Genomic DNA, 21,185 nt, shown 5'->3' with positions numbered 1-21,185 from the left:
AGGACAGTCAGACAAGACATCTAAGGGGTGGCATGATGGATCAACTTACTTTAATCGTCGTCGGGGTCATTGGGTTTCTCGTGTTTATGGGGATTGTGGGGCATACACAAACCGCTTATCACTTTCGGAAATGGAACAAAGAGCTTCAACAGCTTGAAACGAATAAAGATCAGCAGCCGTATTCGCAATGGCTACAACGCGTTACAGCGGATTACAAACAGTTTCATCTAGCAGGAGTTCCGCAGCTCAACACGCAGGCACTGATTGAAAAACATCTATACAATGAACGCATTCCGCTTCTTGGCGTCTTGAGGGTACCGGTCGGCAATATCCAAAAGCTGCTCAACCAGCTTCCGTCCTTCACGATTATTCTCGGTGTGCTTGGAACGTTCGTCGGACTTACGCTCTCTCTTTTATCGATGCAAGATACGCTCATGACGCTCGGCACGCAGCCTGCTGATTCAAATCTTACGCTAAACTCAATCATATCCTCCCTCACTGCACCATTTGAAGGGATGAGTGTTGCCTTTTATACGAGTATTGCTGGAATTGGAGCCGCACTTCTGCTCAATTCCATTCAGTCAGGCTTCTTCTCCCAAGGAACATCACTTTCTTATATGCAGAACAAACTTTTAGCCGATTGTGAAGTATACCTTGATCACAACATTAACAGCGACCTGATCAACGACAAACCACAAGATTCGGTTGAACGCCTTCTTGATCGCCTTGCCTCACGCGTCGAGTCGTCATTTGATAAAACACTCGGTGAATTCGCATCGCAGATGGTTAATTTTACAGCAGGTCTTCAAAAAGCGATGGAAGACGTGAATGGAATATTTGAAGCACAGCGCGAACACGCTGAACGGTTCGCCGCTTCTGCTACACAGCTCGATCAGTTCGGACAGCGGTTCAACGAGACGACAAAAGAACTAGGAACCATTCAAAAAACGGTCGACACGAGTATTAACGCGCTCGCTAAGAACATCTCTTCTTTCGAGCAGCAGCTAAAAACGAGCAACGACCGCCACACACAAGGTCAGCAAAAGTTTGAACAACTCATCCAACGCTCTGATAAAATGCTGCAAGAAGCACAGCGCCGATCTGAAGAGCATGCCCAATCGATGCTTCGCGGCATGCAGGAACAGCTGCAGCACTACCAAAATCAGCATGATGCACTCGAGAACCGCCTCGCGCAAAAGCAAGACGAATGGCATTACCGATATGCCGAAAAACAAGGCGAATACGGCCGTGCGGCAGCTGACTTTGCATCAAGCGTCGGTCAGCTCGAAAAAGGATTCTACGCTGCGGTGGAGCATATCAAGCGTGATTTTACCGACCAAGTTAGAAACATCATGGATAGTCAGAGCAGACAGCTCGCTTCTGCCTTAAACAACTCACAAAATCAAAACAGCCGCGATGATGATATGCGCGAGCTCGCTCGAACGCTCGAAAACCTGCACCACGGCTTAACGCGAAGCATCACCGACAACAATCGCACACTCTCTGACATGTATCACCTCATGCAGCGGATCTACCAAGCTGCCATGAACCAATCATCCAACCAAGTGATCTATGAAGCACGCAGTCCTCGTGCACCAGAATACGTTGAAGATGAACGCATGCCAGAAGTCTCGCCGCAAAATTTTAGGAGACGGTGATCGGTATGAAGGCGCGAAAATCTTACTACAACGACGACAGCCAAGAAACGCAAGAAATCTTCTGGCCAAGTTTTACCGATATGATGAGTATGATGGTGCTCGTCATGATTTTTATCGCGATCCTCGCTTATGTGCAGAGCATCTATAACGCGTATGATCAGGCTCAGATTAAACGCGAACTTGGTCAGGTGGCAGAGGTGAAGAAGCATATTTCTGACCTCATTCAAAAACAACTTGAAGAAAACGTTGGAAAAGATAAAATCATCCGTGGACCGAACAACACGATCTCTGTAGAAGGAAATATTCTTTTTGATACGGGAAGCGCAGATATTTCAGCTAAAGGTAAGCAAGTGCTCGACCCGCTCGCTGACGCACTCGCGGCAATTATCGAGGAAAAAGACATGAGTCAGTACCTGTACATCATTCTGATTGAAGGCCATACTGATTCCGTTCCGTACGACAACTGGTCGCTCTCCACTCAGCGTGCGGTCGCGGTCGTTGATTATCTTGGAAAAGCAAATCCAAAGCTTGCTAAAAAAGAGTACGCGCAATACCTTGCCGCAACAGGATATAGCGAATATAAGCCAATTGCAGAAGGTAACTCTGCTCAGGCTCTGCAAAAAAACCGCCGCATCTCGTTTCAGATCATTTTGGACGACGACAAATGGCAGAGCAAACTTAAGGAGATTGTAGAGCAATAACAAAATCAGCACAAAAAAAAACGAGCGGAACTCTTCGCTCGTTTTTGTCTGCTATTAAGCTTGTTTTTTACGCAACTGACGCTTAAAATACAGAAAGACCGGAAATGGAATAAGTATAAACCCAGAACTTTTTACAATATTATTTATCTCATTCCTTCTCTCCTGCAACTTTTCGTTTTCAATCATCATCTCGTAGTCTTTCCGCATTTCTTCTTCCGTTTTCTTATTAGGCAACGGCTTTCCGTTTTCATCATATTCTACTTCCGCTAAACCCAGTTTGTATTCTGCAAAACTAGCTTGATATGTATTCGGGCTCACAATATCGGCCACGCTCATAAATACGCTAATACTTCCTCCTATCGTTAGCGAAAGCGTCGTAAACAACACCAAATATATATACAAATGTCTAAACATCTTCTCTTCCCCCTTCTCATCGTAAGCTGTTTTTGACTTCACAGCTGCAATCGCCACTCCGACAAATAACAATAATACGACCACTGCAAAGTACACCAAGTAATCTAGATCAAAATAAAACATATCTTCACCTAGCTTTCTATTAAAAATTGCTATATTAACAGAGCTACTCCTCTATAGTTTTTCTATTATTTGCTATTACTATATAATTCTCCTTTAACTTCTTATATGATTCTATAATAAAATGGAAATATTTTTATAAAAAGTAAAACTATTTATCTATCCACTACGAATATATGAGCAAGACAACCTTTTTAGTCTGGAAGTGAAGACAAAATCATGATGAAGCAGAAAAGATGGATCAGCTCTGTTCAAAAAAAAGGCGATCAACATGCGGCGAACGAGCTCATCTCTCATTACTATCAATCTATTTATGCCTATGTTTATAAACAAACACTGAACAAAGAACTATCACTCGATCTAACACAAGACATTTTTATTAGCATGCTTCAATCGATCCAACAGTTTGACGAGAAAAAAGCATCCTTCAAAACATGGCTGTACCGAATCGCGACCTACAAACTCGTAGATTATTTCAGATCTAAAAACTATACATATGATCGTTCCACAGACTCGATGGAAGGTATTGATGTAGCTATGCCTTCAGATTTCACGCTCGAGTTGGAATGGAGAGAAGACATTGAAAAGGCGGCAGGACTTATAAACACGTTCTCTATTATCGACCAGCAGATTCTGCGGCTTAAATTGTTCGGCGAGCAAACGTTCATCGAAATTGCCAGCTCTCTTGATATGCCTGAGTCATCTATTAAAACAAAGTATTATGCTGCGATAAAAAAAGTGAAGCAACGAATGGAGGCTGAATAAATGGAGAAGCAAAAATTCCACATCGAATATCCAACGGATCTTGAAAGAAAAAACCAGATTTTATCTATCGTATCTGCCGGTCTAACCAAACCCAAATCGTTTCTATCTTATCTTCTTGAAATGTATCAGCAGCTCGGCTTTCGCTATTTATTTCGAGATGCTACTGAAATTCTGTTTACGACCTGTTTAGCGCTAGCTGTAATGCTATACGGCATATTTTCACTGAAATCATCTTTAGACATGCAAGATTTATATTCTTTCATCTTTACGTTGTCTCCTATTTTTTTCTTTGCTCTATCCTCTCTATTTTTAGTACGTGCTTTAATGAAAGACACTTTCTCAGTAGAGATGACCTGTAAGTACCATGTGTTTCAGCTAGCCGCTTTTCGTATGTTAATTTTCAGTCTGCTAACGATGCTCATGAATATCGCATTGATTATCGTTCTATCGTTCTTGTTTCAATCGATTCAAATCCTGGATGCACTGCTGTTATCATGCAGCTCGTTAAGCCTATTTTCGGTCCTTTACCTGTACGCCTTACACCATGCAAAAGGGCCGTTCGCCACTTATCTCATGATGGCAAGCTGGCTGTTAGTGAATGTTCTGCCGGCCACCTTAAATCAGAACATGTACAGCATGTTTTTAAGTCATGTACCTACATATGTATACGGAGTCGTACTCATCATCAGCATCGTGCTCTATGTAAAAACGCTAAAAAAACTAATTGCATTTAGAGGTGCAGAAGGAGTTTTATAAATGTTAATCGTTGAAGATGTTACAAAAAATTTCGGTCAGTTTCATGCACTAAGAAATATTAACCTAGAGTTTCATAACGGTGTGTATGGATTGTTGGCGCCGAACGGAGCAGGTAAAACAACACTGATTAAAATGCTCACGACCCTCTTGTTTCCAACGAGCGGAAGCATTCGTTATGACGGAGAAGATATTATTAAGATGGATGAAAAGTACCGGGAGATGATCGGTTATCTTCCGCAGGAGTTTGGTTATTACAAAAATTATTCGCCTACCTCCTATTTGCTTTACTTGGCGGCGTTAAAAGGAATACACCGAAAAACGGCAATTACTCGTGTTGAAGAACTGCTTAAAACTGTAGCACTGGATCATGTGGCAAATAAAAAGATGAAGAAGTTTTCAGGTGGGATGATTCAACGTGTTGGGATCGCTCAAGCCATGCTGAACGACCCGAAAATTCTTATTCTAGATGAACCCACAGCTGGCTTAGATCCTAAAGAAAGAGTTCGTTTTCGTAACCTGCTTACGAACCTGGCTCGCGATCGCATTGTAATCTTATCCACGCATATCGTTTCAGATGTAGAATCGATCGCAAACGAGATCATCATGATCAAAGACCAAGAAGTGTTATTTAAAGATACTGTTTCTAACATCTGCCGCAAAATTGATGGACTTGTTTACGAGACTGAAGTGAGTTATGAACAAACAGAACAATTTCGTACGACTTACCTTAGCTTGTCTGAAAAACAAGAAAACGGAAGCATGTACATGCGGTTTTTAACAGAAGACACAGCGAAACCAGAGTGGAAATCGGTACACCCTAACTTAGAAGATGTCTTTTTGTATATCTATCAAGATGGAGTACGTTCCGATGATCAAACGGCTTGAATTTAAAAAAATTATCTCGTCCCCTATTATTCTAGGATTGTTCGTACTGTTTCTTTTGTTCAACTGCTTTCTCATCTATCAGCAATTAAATCTGCGTCATGATATGAAGTCACTTCAGCCAATCGTACAAGAAACCGGATCATTAATGGATGAAGAGGGACGTAAAAAGCTGCAAACCTCGTATGAACAAGATTTAAATACTTGGAATAAGCTCTCACAGAGCAAAACTGGAGACACCTATCAAACCGCAGCGGACTTTTATAAACCAGAGCCCTACTATAGTTTGATTGAATCAAACATTTATTCAAAAGAAGAACTGCAAGACATCAACAAACTCGCGATAAAAGAAACGTATGTGAACTCCTTACAAGAAATTGAGACAAAATATAATGAACTAAATGTAATGGAAAATGCAGAAGAAGGCATTAGGCTTTTCGGATTGAAAGGTGCAGCTGCTGAAAAAGTTCGTGAGCAATACACTTTATTGAAGCCACGTGTAGAAGAGCTTATCCAAAACAAAGAACATCTTCATCTTTTCTTTCATGGGAAAATGTTTGGTACACATTCTTTTCTTTTTAAAACGTTATTTGGGTTTATGCTGTTTCAAGCTATGATCTTAATCGTTCTGTTCACTGCTTTTATCGTCAATTATGAGTTTGAACATAAAACATCCTTAGTCGCTTATGCAACACAACGCGGCAGAAGATTAATGTGGGATAAGCTTCTTGTGTCCATTTTCACATCAATACTTGTAACTGTCGTTCTTCTCGCTATAACACTATTCGTTTATTTTATGGTGTTTGACTATTCTAGTCTTTGGAACGTACCGATCAGTTCTGGATTCTTAATAGAACTAAACAATATACCTTTTATTAGCTGGTGGAACGTCACGTTTATCCAATATCTATTCATGTCATGTGGTTTAGTTGTAATCTGCCAAATCCTATTTGTTTTGATTACGTTTTGCCTCTCCATGCTGATACGGAACAGCTACATCGTTTTCACACTTTTTGGTGTTATCTTTTTGGCAGGTCTTTATATGCCAAGCATCATGCCCAAGGACAGTACAATGCTTCTTTACACGCACTTCTCTCCTTTTATTCTAGTGATGAATGTGAAGAAATGGTGGATGGAAAGCGGAGTTTTTACGACGTTCAAATTTTACGAAGTCATTACCGTCACAGGATGGTTAATCGCTTTACTGCTCACAGCATGGTTTTTCATCAAACGTTTTGCTAAAGAAAATATATAGATAGGACGCGAACTTATGAGAATCTTATTTAATGAGATAAGAAAGCTGTTTTCGATAAAAATCATCTGCCTGCTGCTTTTAGTCAGCTTCATCGTATATCAACAGTTTATCATGTTTGAATTTAAGTATTTTCCTAACGGCAGACCACAGTTAGATGGTTTACGCGCTACACAAAAAATGCTAAAAGATTATGGCGAATTTATGGATAATGAGGAATTTGAAGATTTTAAAGGTATTAAGGAACAACGAATATCAGAAGCAACAGAGTATCTTAAGTCACAGAAAGAAATGGTCGCTGCCGGCATTGATACGTATGAGGAATTTAGCAACATGGATCTGGAAAACGAAAAACTAGCTGCGCTGCATAGCAAAATCTTTTTTGAAGACTCTGTAGATATTTTTTGGGAGATTCAGGCACGTGATGGGATCATTGACAGATATGAGCATCCTGAACGTTTTAATGAGCATGAACTAACTCCAAAACAAAATGCACGCATGGATGAATTGGTTGAAAACGGATCAACAAAAGCGATATTTACGGATATGGTGTTTGAAAACTACAATGCTTTAATAAAATTTGTAGCCATTCTCATCTTCTTAAACATCATGATTATTCTTATGCCATTATACATTCAGGACAAGAGAAATCACGTACAGCTTCTGCAGTATACATCAAAAACAGGACGCAAACTTTTTTCTCAAAAGCTCCTTACAGGAATATCTGCCGCAATGATCGTTATAACCGCTCAGCTCGCTTTTTTCTTTTTCATGTATAGAGGCAATGACACGAGTATGTTCTTTCCACTTTCGATTAACTCCATATTTAATTCCTTTGTTTCATGGTATGACTTAACCTTTTTTCAATACATCGTCCTTACTTTGATTTGTGTCTATTTGTTAGGAATCGCGTTGGTATTTGTCGGAGCTTGGGTATCTAGCATCGCTCCCAATTATATGACGAGTGTAGGTCTGCACGTTCCGCTAGCCTTCTTGCTATTTGGCACAGGTACTACATATCTTATTCAAGACCTTACTACAATCTATTTAAATCCTTATCTCGTACCTATTTCTTTTATCACAATTCTTATTCTTACTTCGCTATTGTTTATGTGGCGTTATCGAAGGGAAAAAGTGAAGAATATTTAAGGTGAAGCAGCATCGGCTAATTTACGCAGATGCTGCTTTTATACACGTTAATCCATTACTGCTCTCAATCTCTTATTCTGCCTATTCAAAAACAACCATACCCCGCCTAGCACAATAAATAGTGCAGCAAACAGAATCGGAATTTGATAAAAACTCCAGATGCTTGGTCCATAGTTAGTATACTGTAGATGTTTTTCAACGGTTTTTTCATAAGAAGTTCTGTATTCGTACTGAACGACCCAGTTATCATTCGCCATGATTACCGTTCCTTTATCATAGTCACTCGGCACGATCTTGTCAGTATCCTCTATTACTTTATTGTTGCCAACAACTATACTGGCATTTGTATAGTCGATCGGAAAATGAGAATCAGGTCCTTCCTTCACAGCTTGGTTTTGTTTGTCTTGCAACCAGCTCTCTACGTCCTTAGCAGCGAACACAGCAACTAAATTTAACTTATCATCATACTTGTTAAAGACATCTAGCAGATCGTATTTTTCCTTGTCTCCTACTTCATTTGATGCATCTAGTACATCAAACACATCGTTCATGATGATTTCCTTTTCTTCTTCCACTACTTGAAGCTGATCAACTTCCTCTTTATAATCATCTGCTTTTGAATAGGACGTGATGAAGAAGATCGCGCTTAGTACAAGAAAAATGACCGCAAGCGTTAGAATATAGTTCGTAAACTTTTTCTGAACCGTAAAAAATTCAGAAAGTCCTTTGACCATTTGATTTTCTCCGCCAAAATTGTTAATCGCAATACGGATCGCTTCTTCTTCCATTTTCCCTTCTGCTTTTAATTCTTCAACGGCTTCAATAAGGTGAGATCGCATCTCTCTTTTTAACTCTTCCACTTCGTTTCTAGAACCTACAACATCTTTGTAGATGGATTGAATGTATTTATCGATCTGCTTCAACCTATTCTCCTCCTTCAATGAATTGATCAATGATTCGTTTTACAAACTGCCATTCTTTTCGCTTTTGCTCAAATCCATTCTTCCCTTGCTCTGTCAGTCTATAATACTTCCGCCTTCCTCCTGGCCCGTGCTCATCTCCCCAGTAGGATTCAATCCATTCGTTCTTTTCTAATCGTTTTAGTGATAAATAAAGCGTTCCTTCTTTTAACTCAAACTGATCTTCGCTTTTTTCGCGAACGAGCTTTGCCAGCTCATAACCGTACATATCTCTTTTAACCATTAACGATAAAATCAACGTATCAATGTGGCCTTTCAGAACCTCTTTGTTAACTTCCATTTTTAACCACCTCCAAATTCAATATAAAATATAATACCTAATAATGCAAGGTATTATTAAAACAAATATACTAGAACTCTTTTCCCCATGAAAAAAGCACCAGCCACTTAGCCGATGCTTCCTACACTACTTCTTTATTTTTTCTTAACAGGCACCCAGATCTCACTTCTAAATGTAGGTGACGTCGTATCTTTATCCGCGTTCCAAAGAATCTCTGGTCCTTCTGTTTGTTCGTACGACGATGATGGAAACCATTCTGAATAGATACGTCCCCACACGTTCTGCAGGGTTTCTGGAAAAGGGCCGACCGCTTCAAAGACTGCCCAAGTGGATGCTTCCACCATTAGTTCTGACAGATTCTCAGGACAAACATTTGTTGTGGCTGCCCCAATATAATGATCAAGCTCACTGTTTTCAGTTGTCCTCTCCGAAAAGTTCGTTGACGCGCTGATTAAGCCACTAGGCTCTATATTTGATAAACTCTTCAGCTCACTAATCATCTCTGGTGTGAGGCTCTGCCACATCGCGGCAATCTCCGGATTTACCCCTTCAAAAACAAGCGGAACTCGTTTTTTGAGACCCACGATAGAAAATGCCTCTTTTTCAACGATACGATAGTTCATTTCACTTCCTCCTTTTACCGATAATTGAAAGGACATGCGCGGAAAGGCTTTGAGTGATTGACCGTTTTTACGTGCTTCTGATGGCGTAATGCCGTGCATCTGTTGAAATGCTTTTGTAAAAGAATCGGGTGAAGAGTAGCCATATTTCACTGCCACATCAATTACTTTTATGTCGCTGTTCTGCAACTCAAAAGCAGCCAGAGTCAGCCGTCTGCGCCGAACGTATTCTGAAAGTGGAACTCCTGCCAAAAAGGAAAACATTCGTTTAAAATGATACTCTGAACAATACGCTCGTTTCGCTACTTCCGCAAAGTCGATCTCATATTGAAGGTGATCCTCCATATATTGCAACGCGTCGTTCATACTCTTAAGCGAATCCATTACTAACGCCTCCTTTCAAAATAAGAATAACAAGGGGAAGAAGATGACATCCGACAATCTCTGTATATAGTTTAACGGATTTGACGTTTACATCGCACAAAAAAACAACCGCTGCTACGGGCAACGGCTGTTTCAAATTACTATTTAAAAAGGGGGGGTAGTACTACTATTCCCAGCTCACATTTTTTTATTCATCATTTTGCAAGTTTCATAGATTTTTTTTGCGCCACTTCTGTTTTTCCATAATAACTGTGTAAAAACATGCCGAGCATGATGATGAGAACGCCCATCATTGAAAGGAACGTTGGGCTTGCGATCGATAACAGCCACATCTCACCGGCTAATACAAAAATAATCTCAGCCGATTGCGTCGCTTCTACACCAGCCAGTTTCACAGGGTTGTTCGCACAAAGGTCCGTTGCCTGGAAAAAGAGAACCGTTGCGATAACACCTGATGAAATGGCCACTAAGAACGTCTGCCATAACTGATCGTTCGTTGGGGGTCCGCTCTCCACCCATCCGATTCCTGCGAGGACAACCCACCACGGAAGTGATGCGATCGTCATACCGAATGCTCGCTGAAAAGCATCGAGCCTTTTGTTCGTAACAACCATCATTTTTCGATTGCCGAGTGGATAAGCAATTGCCGCGATCAGAACTGGCAGCACAACGTTCAACCAAACGGAGCCGTTCACACCACTTGCTTCCTGCACTTGAACGAGTGCGACACCTCCTAGTATGATTAGCGAAAAGCCTAACCCTTTAAAAGGAATCTTTTGGCGTGTTGCTCCTTTATCTTTCCCACTCTCCCCATCGTAAAAAAAGGGCACGAGAAGAGAACCTGCAACGATTGTAATCTGCCAAGTCGCCGCCACTAACCACGCTTCTCCAAAACCTGCTGCGTATGTAATCGGTGCATAAAAGAGCACAAATCCAACCGAACTCCATAAAAACCACGTGCCAAATCTTGCTTTAAGTTCTTGAAAAACTGGACGCACGTTGCCACGCATCCAAACGATAATCCACAATAACGGAACCATGTAAAAAAAGCGAAGGGCTGCACTCCAATGCCAGCTTCCGCCTGATAAATCCATGGAACGATTCAAGATGAACGTGACGCCAAAGAAAAAGGCTGCCGCAATTCCAAGCCATATCGGTCTCATGTTAAGTCCTCCGTTTCCCTTTAAAAAGTATGCAACTGTCTTGTTCAACATGCTTATCTTTTTTTATTATCTTACCATATGGTTGTACGAATTTGGGAAGACTCTTTTTGGTTCAATAATTACGAGGTAAATTACTTTTTTTACGAGGTAATCCGGATTTTATACGAGGTAACTTGCCATTTATACGTGGTAATCCAACATTTATCCGATTTTCGATCATAATCGACAACTTTGTAACAAACGAAAAGAAGCGAAACCCCACAGAAGTTCCGCTTCCCCCTAACCTAAGCCAAAAACACCGCTCCATACCCGAGTGATCCAATAATCACAAACACCGGGGACACTTTCACTTTTTCCATCAATAAAAAACTGACAGCAGCTAGAAATAGAGTGTGCATCCAACCAACGCTTATATACGATTCGGCAAAGAACTGATACGCCATGATGCCAAGAAGCACAGCGATCGTCGGTTTTACATACGTGCTCATGTTCTTTACTCGTGGTGAATCTTTAAATTTATAAACAAGACCTAAAAACGCGACCATCAATAAAAGGGATGGCGCAACGGTTGCGAATACGCCAATAAACGCCCCGAACCAGCCTCCCTCTTGGTATCCGATGTAGCCTGCCATCTTCGTCGCGATCGGACCAGGAAGCGCATTACCTAGCGCCAGTACTTCGGTAAATTCATTAACAGAAAGCCATTCATAGCGGTCGACGACTTCGTTTTCAATTAAAGGAATGGACGCCGGTCCACCGCCATATCCTAAAATTCCGGGTAAGAAAAAGGCGAGAAAGATATGCCAAAAAGTCATCCTGTCTCCTCTCCTTCCCGCACGCTTGCTTTCTTTTTATCCGTTCCCTTCAATGGTCCAAAAAGAGCGTATGCCAATAATGCACCAATGATGATTCCAGGGTGGACACCTAGAAATTGAAGAAGGATAACACCAGCGAAAATATGAAAAAGGCTTAGTTTTAAACCTAACCCTTTTTTGGAACTATCAAAGAACTGCCACGTTAAGACAGCGAGCATCACAGCGACAACGGGAATGACTCCTTTTGTCATGCCTTGTACCCATGGCTGATCCTTAAATTCTCGGAGTGAGGTTAAGAGCAGAATCATGAGGATAATGGTCGGCAGAATCGTTGCTAATAGCGAAACGAAGAGACCCGTAATGCCTGCCACTCGGTATCCGATATATCCGGCCATTTTTGTCGCGATCGGCCCAGGAAGTGTGTTTCCTAGCGCCAACACATCTCCAAATTCTTCGTCGTTCATCCATTTGTATTTTCCGACCACTTCCTTATGAACAAAAGGGATGGAAGAAGGACCTCCCCCATACCCCAGCATGCCCGACCGAAAGAAGGCAAGAAACAAGTTGAGATACGTCATATGATCAGTCCTTTATTCTTAGTTGAGTTTAGTATGTTACCATGCAGCGATCGAGCCATCTGTTCTTCCTTCCGTTCCACCTGCTAATACACCAGTCTCTGGGTCTCTCCATATGATCTGCCCTCGACCAAAGTTCCCTGAATCTGCAGCCACTTGAACGTCATGACCCCTTCTTGCTAAATCTTCAACAATATGCGGCGGCAGTGAGCGTTCAACTAGAACTTTCTTATTCTCCATCCACTGCCAGCGTGGCGCATCTAGTGCCGCTTGCGGGTTAAGATGAAAATCAACCGTGTTCATCACAACTTGCACGTGACCTTGAGGCTGCATGTAGCCTCCCATCACACCGAGAGGTCCTACGGCTTTTCCATTCTTCGTTAAAAAGCCAGGAATGATCGTATGATACGTCTTTTTTCCTGGAGCGAGTGCGTTATCGTGATCTGGATCCAGCGAGAAATCATGTCCTCTATTCTGCAGTCCGATCCCCGTTTCAGGAACGACTACACCAGAACCGAACCCCATGTAGTTGCTCTGAATGAAGGAGACCATATTGCCTTCTTCATCTGCCGTTGCAAGATATACCGTTCCACCACTTGGCGGTGTTCCGGGTTCTGGCTGAAGAGCTTCATGACCGATCAGGTCTCTACGTTTTGCAGCATAGCTCTCCGACAATAATCCTTCAACAGTGACATTCATCCTTAGTGGGTCTGTTACATATTTTTTCGCATCCACAAAGGCTAATTTGATGGCTTCGATCTGTTTATGATACGTTTCCGCTGATTCTTTTTCGGTAAAATTATATCCTTTTAGCGTGTTAAGTGCCATAAGTGCAACGATGCCTTGACCGTTCGGCGGTATTTCCCAAACGTCGTATCCTCGGTAGTTCACGTTGATTGGCTTCACCCACTCTGGATAAAAGGTAGCGAGATCCTCACTTCGGAGAAATCCACCGTGCGCCTCTGACGCCTCGCTTATTTTTTGTGCGAGTGCTCCTCTATAAAAAGATTCTGATTTCGTTTCTGCGATATCTCGTAATGTGCTTGCATGGTGAGGTGAGCGCCAAATCTCGCCAACTTCAGGAGCGCGTCCGTCTGGAGCAAAGGTTTGGAACCAGCTCTCGAACTCCTCGCCTTTTAATTCACGCTTGTACGTTTCATACGCTTTGCGCCAGTACTTACCGAGAATAGGCGTCAAGGGGTAACCTTCTTCGGCGTAAGAGATCGCAGGTTGCAGCACTTCTTTAAACGGTAGCTTGCCAAATCGGTTGGATAGTTCCGCCCAAGCAGCGGGTGCACCTGGCACTGTAACAGGCAGCCAGCCGAACTTTGGCATGATATCATATCCCGCTTTTTTTACTTCTTCAATCGAAATGCTCTTTGGTGCGGGACCACTCGAGTTCAAGCCATGCAGTTCACCATTCATCCAGACGAGTGCGAACGCATCACCACCGATTCCGTTCGATGTTGGTTCAACGACCGTTAGACAAGCTGCGGTAGCAATAGCTGCATCAACCGCATTTCCACCCTTTTTTAACATATCAAGCCCAGCTTGTGCGGCGAGCGGCTGACTCGTCGCAACCATTCCTTTTTTCGAAAAAATGCTCATCCGATCTGAATGATAAGGGTTATGAAGGGCATTGTACTGAAGTTTCTGTTGTGTATCCTGTATCGTTTGATTCATGATTCTCACCTTTCGTTTTGGGAAGTTAAGGTGCGTTTATAGAATGCATTCATTGTATGGTTTATTGTCTAAAAATTCAAATAATCACACCAAAACAAATCTGTATTACAACAGTTTTTAAATTTTTTACACATTCATACAAACCCTGTCATATCAAGGATAAACAGTTGGACAGATGACTCAATTTTATAAAAAACAAGAAAATGTTATAAAACAGGTGTTGCAAAAAATAAACTGTTATAATACAATGCATTATAATCAAATCAAAAACAAAACAGGAGGAATTTAAAATGAAAAATTACTTGGAGCTTCACCGTAATATTCCTAAGAAGACGTGTTCAGAATGTGGGTGTGTAATCGAAGAACAACACGAATCTTATCTTTATGAGTGCGAGCGCTGCATGGGAAAACACGAGAGGTAAATTTTTTTACCTCTTCTGTTATATAACAATAATATTTTAAGTGCATCTGTTTAATAACATGTTCAGAAAGGACTGTGTAATAAGTGACGATTGAAACTACTAATCTACAAGTGTTAGGCGACATTACCCCAGAGTATGAAAAAATATTAACACCAGGTAGCATTCTTTTCTTAAAATCATTGCACCATCACTTTAATAACACCCGCAAAGAACTTCTGAAACAACGTAAAGCGAGGCAAAGTGAAATAGATGCTGGGATCATGCCTACCTTTTTACCGGAAACCGAACATATCCGTAACAGTGATTGGACTATCTCGCCACTTCCCCAAGATCTTCAAGACCGACGAGTAGAGATAACAGGTCCTGTTGACCGCAAGATGGTGATCAACGCGCTTAACTCAGGAGCTAGGCTTTTTATGGCAGATCTCGAAGATTCCAACTCTCCTACTTGGGAGAACACGATTGATGGTCAGATCAACTTAAAGGATGCCGTTAACCGCTCCATTTCTTTTGATAATGGAAACGGAAAAACGTATACATTGAACGAAAAGACCGCCACGCTCATCGTACGTCCACGTGGCTGGCATCTTGAAGAAAAACATATTGTTGTCGACAACGAACCGATGTCTGGTAGCTTAGTAGATTTTGGCCTTTATTTTTACCACAATGCAAAGACACTAATCGAAAATGGATCTGGACCGTATTTCTATCTTCCTAAAATGGAAAGTCATAAAGAAGCTCGCCTTTGGAACGATGTGTTTATTTACGCCCAAGAACAGCTCGGAATTCCAAGAGGTACCATTAAGGCAACTGTACTAATCGAAACTATTGTCGCGGCTTTTGAGATGGACGAAATTTTATATGAGCTTCGTGAACATTCCGCAGGCGTAAACTGTGGCAGATGGGATTATATTTTCAGCTATATTAAGAAGTTCCGTAATCAGCCACACGTGATTCTCCCTGACCGTTCGCTCGTTACGATGACTGTTCCGTTCATGAGATCCTATTCTCTTTTGGCCATAAAAACATGCCATAAACGAAACGCCCCTGCGATCGGTGGGATGGCTGCACAGATTCCGATAAAAAATGATGAAGCTGCGAATGCCGCTGCTTTTGAAAAAGTGCGTGCTGATAAAGAGCGCGAGGCTTCTGACGGTCATGACGGGACATGGGTTGCCCATCCGGGACTCGTGCCTGTTGCTATGGAAGTATTTGACCGCATCATGCCAACGCCTAATCAGATCGATCGAAAACGTGAAGATGTAGTCGTAACGGCTGATGATTTAGTGGCTGTACCAGAAGGCGAAATCACAGAAGAAGGTTTGCGCGTCAACATTAGTGTGGGCATCCAATACATTGCTTCTTGGCTGAGAGGTAAAGGAGCTGCACCGATCAACCATCTCATGGAAGATGCAGCTACGGCAGAAATCTCACGAGCCCAAGTATGGCAATGGATCCGACACCCTAAAGGTATTTTACGTGACGGCCGCAAAGTGACGTTCGAGCTGGTAGAGGAACTAAAGTTGCAGGAAGTTCAAAAGTTGAGACAAGGAATGAATGAGGAGTCATTCAATTCTGGTCGTTTTATGGAAGCTGTCGCACTGTTTGATGAGCTAATCCGCGATAACGAGTTTCAAGATTTCTTAACCAATCGCGGTTATGAGGTGTTGTAGGTTTATCTTTTTATTCCAACTTATAGATTTTCATATTAATTAATGAATGATTAACCCATTCTCATGTAATATATGCCCCTTTATTAATGTAGTTGAGACGGTTCAAGTGCTTTACCGAGCGAAACGATAGTGTTTGTGCGCGAAACAAGTGACCTTTTGAGTGAAATGAGGGGTTTTTGGCGCGAAACAGTGTCCTGTTTGAGCGAACGTGTAACAAATATAAAAACACGTACCGTAAAAACCAAAATTCTTACTATCCCAAAATGCCCACGTCCCAATTGCATTAAAAGATTTATCTAATCATGTCTAAGAATCATCAACTCACAAAAAACCAATAAACCTTAAGGAGAGAGATTAATGAATCAATCACGTGTGGAGAAATTACAGGATATGTGGCAAAACGAAGAGCGCTGGTCAGGTGTTCAGCGTCCTTATACAGCAGAAGAGGTTATTCGCTTACGCGGATCCATCGATATCGAGCATACACTTGCAAAACGAGGTGCCGAAAAATTCTGGGATCTGCTTCAGAACGAAACATATGTAAACGCTTTAGGAGCACTAACGGGCAATCAGGCTGTTCAGCAAGCAAAGGCAGGTCTGAAAGCCGTATACTTAAGCGGTTGGCAGGTCGCAGCAGATGCCAACCTTTCTGGAAACATGTATCCCGACCAAAGTTTGTATCCAGCAAACTCTGTGCCACACGTGGTAAAACGCATCAACTCTGCTCTTCAACGCGCTGATCAGATTCAGCACATGGAAGGCGGAAACGAAGTCGATTATTTCCTTCCGATCGTTGCAGATGCAGAAGCTGGTTTTGGCGGACAACTGAACGTGTTCGAACTGATGAAAGGCATGATTGAATCTGGAGCATCAGCTGTTCACTTTGAAGATCAGTTATCTTCTGAGAAAAAGTGCGGACATCTAGGTGGAAAAGTGCTTTTGCCTACGATGACGGCTGTACGCAACTTGATCTCTGCTCGTCTGGCGGCAGATGTGATGGGAACGCCAACGATTCTGATCGCACGTACGGATGCTGATGCTGCTGACTTGATCACTAGTGACATCGATCCGGTCGATCGCGCGTTTATTACAGGTGAGCGAACTGCTGAAGGTTTTTATCGTACGAATGCTGGCCTTGATCAAGCGATCGCACGAGGACTTGCATATGCTCCTTATGCGGATCTGATCTGGTGCGAAACGAGTGAACCGAACTTAGAACAAGCACAGCGTTTTGCAGATGCGATCCACGAGCAGTTCCCTGGTAAACTATTAGCTTACAACTGTTCTCCTTCTTTTAACTGGAAAAAGAAGCTGGATGATGCAACGATTGAAACGTTCCAGCAGCAGCTTGCAGCGATGGGCTATAAGTTCCAGTTCGTTACACTTGCAGGCTTCCACGCACTTAACCATAGCATGTTCGAACTAGCAAAAGGCTACAAAGCGAGAGGCATGGGTGCCTATTCTGAGCTTCAGCAAAGAGAGTTTGATAGTGAGATCGATGGCTATACGGCAACTCGCCACCAGCGTGAAGTAGGAACAGGCTATTTTGATGAAGTAACACAGCTCGTTTCGGGTGGTACAGCTTCAACAACGGCTCTAAAAGGATCTACAGAAGAAGAACAATTTCAATCACAAAAAGCGTAGAGATAGTATTATTGGATAGGAGATATATAGAAAAAAGGACAGGAGCAGATGCCCTTGTCCTTTTTTAGCATTTAATTTACAAATGTATTGTGAACGCGCCACGATTTCTTTGCATACGTTGACCAGATGATAAACGCCAATAACGCAGAGGCTGAGTTTACAAACGGCGTTCCTGTATTCACTTCATCTACAAACAGAAGCAGAATATCTGTTAAAATCGCAAAGGCTAATGTAATCTGCAGCAAAAATACCCACGTCTTTACGAAAGCTTTCTTCTTCGTGAAAAATAAATACAGAAGATAGATATTCAATCCGATTAATCCAATATTAAAGATTAATTCTCCGTATACGACGTATTTTAATAATAACGAGTTGAATTTATAACCTTGAATCGCATCAAATCCCACTTGTACAGCATTTAGTTTAAACGGCAAAGCCAAAATGAGTCCTGCTCCTACTAATAGCAGCCATCCTCCTAAACCTTTCAAATCTTCTTTTTGTTTTGGTTGTGTCTCCAATTTCCGACCTCTTTCTGATGTTTGTCTTTTCTGCACTTCTATTTTCCATAAAGGATAAAGTAACTCTATACGGAATATTATATCTAAAATTAATCATGTCAGGAGTCATGTTATGGAAATGATTAAAAAAGCTACTGTTTTTGATGCTGCTGAAATACTTGCGTTACAAAAAATGGCTTATGTGAGTGAGGCTGAATTATACGGAAACTTTGATATTCAGCCTCTTAAGCAAACGGTCGCTGATGTGGAAGAAAGCATAAGAACCCACCACGTATTGAAGTATCTATTTAACGGTAAAATTATTGGCTCCGTCAAAGCTCATGAAAACGAAGGAACGTGCTATATAGGTAAGCTCATGGTCCACCCCGATTTTCAGAACAGAGGCATCGGAAGAAAGTTAGTACAGGAGATTGAGCAATTGTTCTCTGGATACCGTTACGAATTATACACCGGCAGCAAGAGCGTGAAGAATATCTCTTTTTACGAAAAGCTAGGCTACAAAGCGTTTAAAACCCATCGATTAGACTTTGAAGAAACTATCTTTGTTTTTATGGAAAAGCAGCCTGTATTGTTAAAAAAAATAAGGCTGTTTTCTTAAACTTTGTTGCTTTTGGAAGTGTTGATTTCCGTTCTAGGTTGCTCGCTTTCCACGGGGCAGGCGCTGAGCCACATTCGTACGTTTCACTCTTAAGTGTCTCAGCTGCCCGCCTGTCCCGTAGGAGTCTCGCACCTTCCACTACAATCAATTGTCAAAGGTGACATGGGTACAAAGCAATCTTTTAGAAAAGAGCGAAAAATAAAGAAAAGAGGCTGATACGAAAGTCAGCCTCTTTCTCGTTCTATTAAGCTTTCACATCACGCTTTTGGAAGACTGTAAACGTAATCGCGAGCATGACCACCGTGTATACGGCGAGAACGCTAATAGAGAACGGTAGCGTTAAGTCCTTAATCATTTGATTCTGTCCATCGATTAATACACTAAGATCCATGTTGGCAAACAACGTGTAGATTACCCAATCTTTGTTGGCAAGAAGAGTAACAATAATGTTACCGGCAAACATCGTAAACATTGCCACACCGATTGCGACAGAGTTACTCATGAACAAGGTTGAAATCATGAATGACATAGCTACGAGTGTTGTTAATTCAATAAATTCTACACCGATGTTAGCAAACACGTACTCCACGATCAGCCTTTCCTTCACTTGCCCATCTTCTGCTGTGATCAAGTACGATTGATCCATGCCACCAAATCCATAGGCAAGGCCACCTACGAGCCATGTCACTAGAATAACAACAAGCCACATTAAGAACGCGAAGCCGAGTGTTGCAACGAATTTTGATAAAAGAATTTTCCATCTACTGTAAGGGCGGATCAGAAGCATCTTGATCGTCCCTTTTGCAAATTCATTAGATACGATATCACTAGCCACTACGATTACGAACAATCCGATAAAAATTGAAAGCCACGACATGTCTTTCATGAACTGCCATGCTGTTGTTTCATATGGTGAAATGTCGTTAGCAATTGCATATTCGTTCTGCTTGATGTTTGATTCTAGAAACTCGGTTGAAAAATCATCACCGTTATTTTTTTTCATTTCTTCTAACGCTTTCTTATCATCCTTAACCGTCTGTGTCAGCTCTTGCTTCCAATTTTCGTTCACTTCTACATCTGTTGTTACCTTATCATAAACAGCGATACCGATAATGATAACGATTGGGATAGCAAGGAAGATCCATGTACGTGTACGGCTAAAGATTTTAATCCATTCATTCGTTAACAGGGATAGCCATTTCATTTAGATCTCCCCCTTTCTTTGTCATCTCTAAGAATCGTTCTTCTAGCGTCTTCGTTTTGCGTTGGATGCCCACAACGAGAACGCCTGCGAGAACAAGTTGTTTGTTCATTTCAGCTATAAATCGAACGTCTGCTGTTTGGACGATCAGTTCTTGACCTGACTCTGTTACGCTCAGATCTTCATTTAAGTTAAGAAGAACTTGTTTTGCCTGCGAAACATCACCTTCAATTTGGAAGTGAACCTTCACATCTGCTTCGTCTTCCTGGTTCAGAATCTCGTCGATACGTACAAGTTTTCCGTTTTGAATAATCGCTACACGGTCACACATCATCTGCATCTCAGCAAGCATGTGTGAAGAAACGATTACAGAGGTACCGTTGTTCGCAAGTAGGCGTAAATAGTTACGAAGGTCATAGATTCCTTGTGGATCGAGTCCGTTTGTCGGTTCGTCCAGGATTAACACGTTCGGCTTATGTAAAAGTGCCTGAGCTACGCCCAGTCGCTGTCTCATACCAAGCGAGTATGTTTTCACTTTATCGTGAATCGCGTACTTTAGATCCACGAGTTCAATCACTTCGTCAATTCTTTCCTTCGTCACATCGGGCATGATCCTCGCATATTGCATGAGGTTTTTATAGCCTGTCATATAATCGTACAGCTGTGGATTTTCAACGATCGCGCCAACGCGTTCCATCGCTTTTTCAAAGTTCCCTCGCAGGTTATCACCGTTGATTATAACGTCTCCGTCCGTGATAGAGATCAGTCCAACGATCATTCGAATCGTTGTAGTCTTACCCGCTCCGTTCGGACCAAGCAGACCGAAAATCTCACCTTCTCTTACCGAAAACGAGAGATCATCCACAATGGTCTTGCCTTTGATCTTTTTCGTTAAGTTTTTAAGTTCTAACGTATGTGTTGTCATGCGCTCC

At 41.8% G+C, this 21,185-nt stretch carries 22 protein-coding genes; 11 read left to right on the top strand and 11 right to left on the bottom strand.

Annotated features, from left to right (window positions below; all coding sequences use genetic code 11):
- Positions 1-35: 35 nt before the first annotated feature.
- Together HU823_RS07145 and HU823_RS07140 are read left to right on the top strand one after the other, a co-directional pair.
- Positions 36-1,658: a hypothetical protein gene (locus HU823_RS07145; RefSeq protein ID WP_197221583.1), complete on the top strand. Its 1,623-nt coding sequence runs from the start codon at positions 36-38 to the stop codon at positions 1,656-1,658.
- 5 nt (positions 1,659-1,663) lie between these two features.
- Positions 1,664-2,359, top strand: a complete 696-nt coding sequence (locus HU823_RS07140) for an OmpA/MotB family protein (protein WP_197221582.1) — start codon at positions 1,664-1,666, stop codon at positions 2,357-2,359.
- 54 nt (positions 2,360-2,413) lie between these two features.
- Here HU823_RS07140 and HU823_RS07135 read toward each other — a convergent pair whose 3' ends face one another.
- Positions 2,414-2,896: a hypothetical protein gene (locus tag HU823_RS07135; RefSeq protein WP_197221581.1), complete on the bottom strand. Its 483-nt coding sequence runs from the start codon at positions 2,894-2,896 to the stop codon at positions 2,414-2,416.
- A gap of 216 nt (positions 2,897-3,112) precedes the next feature.
- On the opposite strand from HU823_RS07135, the gene HU823_RS07130 reads away from it, so the two are divergent.
- Genes HU823_RS07130 through HU823_RS07110 form a run of 5 tightly spaced genes read left to right on the top strand, consistent with a single transcriptional unit; the run spans position 3,113 to position 7,697 of the window.
- Complete coding sequence (locus tag HU823_RS07130; protein ID WP_197221580.1) at positions 3,113-3,658, top strand: RNA polymerase sigma factor; 546 nt, start codon at positions 3,113-3,115, stop codon at positions 3,656-3,658.
- Positions 3,659-4,414, top strand: a complete 756-nt coding sequence (locus HU823_RS07125; RefSeq protein WP_197221579.1) for a hypothetical protein — start codon at positions 3,659-3,661, stop codon at positions 4,412-4,414.
- Positions 4,415-5,299, top strand: coding sequence for an ABC transporter ATP-binding protein (locus HU823_RS07120; protein WP_197221578.1), 885 nt, complete (start codon positions 4,415-4,417; stop codon positions 5,297-5,299).
- Positions 5,283-6,551 carry a hypothetical protein gene (locus HU823_RS07115; RefSeq protein ID WP_197221577.1) on the top strand — a complete coding sequence of 423 codons (1,269 nt, stop codon included), beginning with the start codon at positions 5,283-5,285 and terminating at the stop codon, positions 6,549-6,551. Before HU823_RS07120 ends, HU823_RS07115 begins: the two co-directional genes overlap by 17 nt.
- 15 nt (positions 6,552-6,566) lie before the next feature.
- Positions 6,567-7,697: a hypothetical protein gene (locus tag HU823_RS07110; RefSeq protein ID WP_197221576.1), complete on the top strand. Its 1,131-nt coding sequence runs from the start codon at positions 6,567-6,569 to the stop codon at positions 7,695-7,697.
- Positions 7,698-7,744: 47 nt separating this feature from the next.
- Here the strand turns inward: HU823_RS07110 and HU823_RS07105 are convergent, their stop codons facing one another.
- The 7 genes from HU823_RS07105 to HU823_RS07075 all read right to left on the bottom strand — a co-directional run bounded on the left by HU823_RS07105 (position 7,745) and on the right by HU823_RS07075 (position 14,197).
- Positions 7,745-8,620, bottom strand: coding sequence for a permease prefix domain 1-containing protein (locus HU823_RS07105; RefSeq protein WP_197221575.1), 876 nt, complete (start codon positions 8,618-8,620; stop codon positions 7,745-7,747).
- Between the two features lies 1 nt (position 8,621).
- Positions 8,622-8,957, bottom strand: a complete 336-nt coding sequence (locus HU823_RS07100; RefSeq protein ID WP_197221574.1) for a PadR family transcriptional regulator — start codon at positions 8,955-8,957, stop codon at positions 8,622-8,624.
- A gap of 134 nt (positions 8,958-9,091) precedes the next feature.
- Positions 9,092-9,961: an AraC family transcriptional regulator gene (locus HU823_RS07095; RefSeq protein ID WP_197221573.1), complete on the bottom strand. Its 870-nt coding sequence runs from the start codon at positions 9,959-9,961 to the stop codon at positions 9,092-9,094.
- A gap of 194 nt (positions 9,962-10,155) precedes the next feature.
- A complete protein-coding gene (locus HU823_RS07090; RefSeq protein ID WP_197221572.1) occupies positions 10,156-11,124 on the bottom strand; it encodes a DMT family transporter in 969 nt (322 codons plus the stop codon).
- Between the two features lie 284 nt (positions 11,125-11,408).
- Entirely contained in the window at positions 11,409-11,939 is a 531-nt protein-coding gene (locus tag HU823_RS07085; protein WP_197221571.1) for a chromate transporter, read from the bottom strand.
- Positions 11,936-12,517: a chromate transporter gene (locus tag HU823_RS07080; RefSeq protein WP_197221570.1), complete on the bottom strand. Its 582-nt coding sequence runs from the start codon at positions 12,515-12,517 to the stop codon at positions 11,936-11,938. Before HU823_RS07080 ends, HU823_RS07085 begins: the two co-directional genes overlap by 4 nt.
- A 36-nt stretch (positions 12,518-12,553) precedes the next feature.
- Positions 12,554-14,197 carry a gamma-glutamyltransferase family protein gene (locus HU823_RS07075; RefSeq protein WP_197221569.1) on the bottom strand — a complete coding sequence of 548 codons (1,644 nt, stop codon included), beginning with the start codon at positions 14,195-14,197 and terminating at the stop codon, positions 12,554-12,556.
- Positions 14,198-14,487: 290 nt separating this feature from the next.
- On the opposite strand from HU823_RS07075, the gene yhfH reads away from it, so the two are divergent.
- The 3 genes from yhfH (at position 14,488) to aceA (ending at position 17,936) form a co-directional block, all read left to right on the top strand.
- On the top strand, positions 14,488-14,619 hold the full coding sequence (gene yhfH, locus HU823_RS07070) for a protein YhfH (RefSeq protein WP_137791063.1): 132 nt from the start codon (positions 14,488-14,490) through the stop codon (positions 14,617-14,619).
- A gap of 83 nt (positions 14,620-14,702) precedes the next feature.
- Positions 14,703-16,292, top strand: a complete 1,590-nt coding sequence (gene aceB / locus HU823_RS07065) for a malate synthase A (RefSeq protein WP_197221568.1) — start codon at positions 14,703-14,705, stop codon at positions 16,290-16,292.
- 357 nt (positions 16,293-16,649) lie between these two features.
- Positions 16,650-17,936 (top strand): isocitrate lyase, encoded by a 1,287-nt coding sequence (aceA, locus tag HU823_RS07060; protein ID WP_197221567.1) that lies wholly within the window; start codon positions 16,650-16,652, stop codon positions 17,934-17,936.
- A 71-nt stretch (positions 17,937-18,007) separates the two neighbouring features.
- Here the strand turns inward: aceA and HU823_RS07055 are convergent, their stop codons facing one another.
- Complete coding sequence (locus HU823_RS07055; protein ID WP_197221566.1) at positions 18,008-18,454, bottom strand: DUF2569 family protein; 447 nt, start codon at positions 18,452-18,454, stop codon at positions 18,008-18,010.
- Positions 18,455-18,566: 112 nt separating this feature from the next.
- On the opposite strand from HU823_RS07055, the gene HU823_RS07050 reads away from it, so the two are divergent.
- Positions 18,567-19,052 (top strand): GNAT family N-acetyltransferase, encoded by a 486-nt coding sequence (locus tag HU823_RS07050; RefSeq protein WP_197221565.1) that lies wholly within the window; start codon positions 18,567-18,569, stop codon positions 19,050-19,052.
- A gap of 244 nt (positions 19,053-19,296) precedes the next feature.
- Here HU823_RS07050 and HU823_RS07045 read toward each other — a convergent pair whose 3' ends face one another.
- Positions 19,297-20,256, bottom strand: coding sequence for an ABC transporter permease (locus tag HU823_RS07045; RefSeq protein WP_197221564.1), 960 nt, complete (start codon positions 20,254-20,256; stop codon positions 19,297-19,299).
- Positions 20,228-21,178 (bottom strand): ABC transporter ATP-binding protein, encoded by a 951-nt coding sequence (locus tag HU823_RS07040; RefSeq protein ID WP_197221563.1) that lies wholly within the window; start codon positions 21,176-21,178, stop codon positions 20,228-20,230. The genes HU823_RS07045 and HU823_RS07040 overlap by 29 nt, the downstream gene beginning before the upstream one ends.
- Positions 21,179-21,185 lie beyond the last annotated feature (7 nt).

It is taken from the genome of Fictibacillus sp. 18YEL24 (genome assembly GCF_015903855.1).
Taxonomy (GTDB): domain Bacteria; phylum Bacillota; class Bacilli; order Bacillales; family Fictibacillaceae; genus Fictibacillus; species Fictibacillus phosphorivorans_C.
Note: the sequence above shows the minus strand (reverse complement) of the source record. Positions and strands in the feature narration are given on the sequence as shown.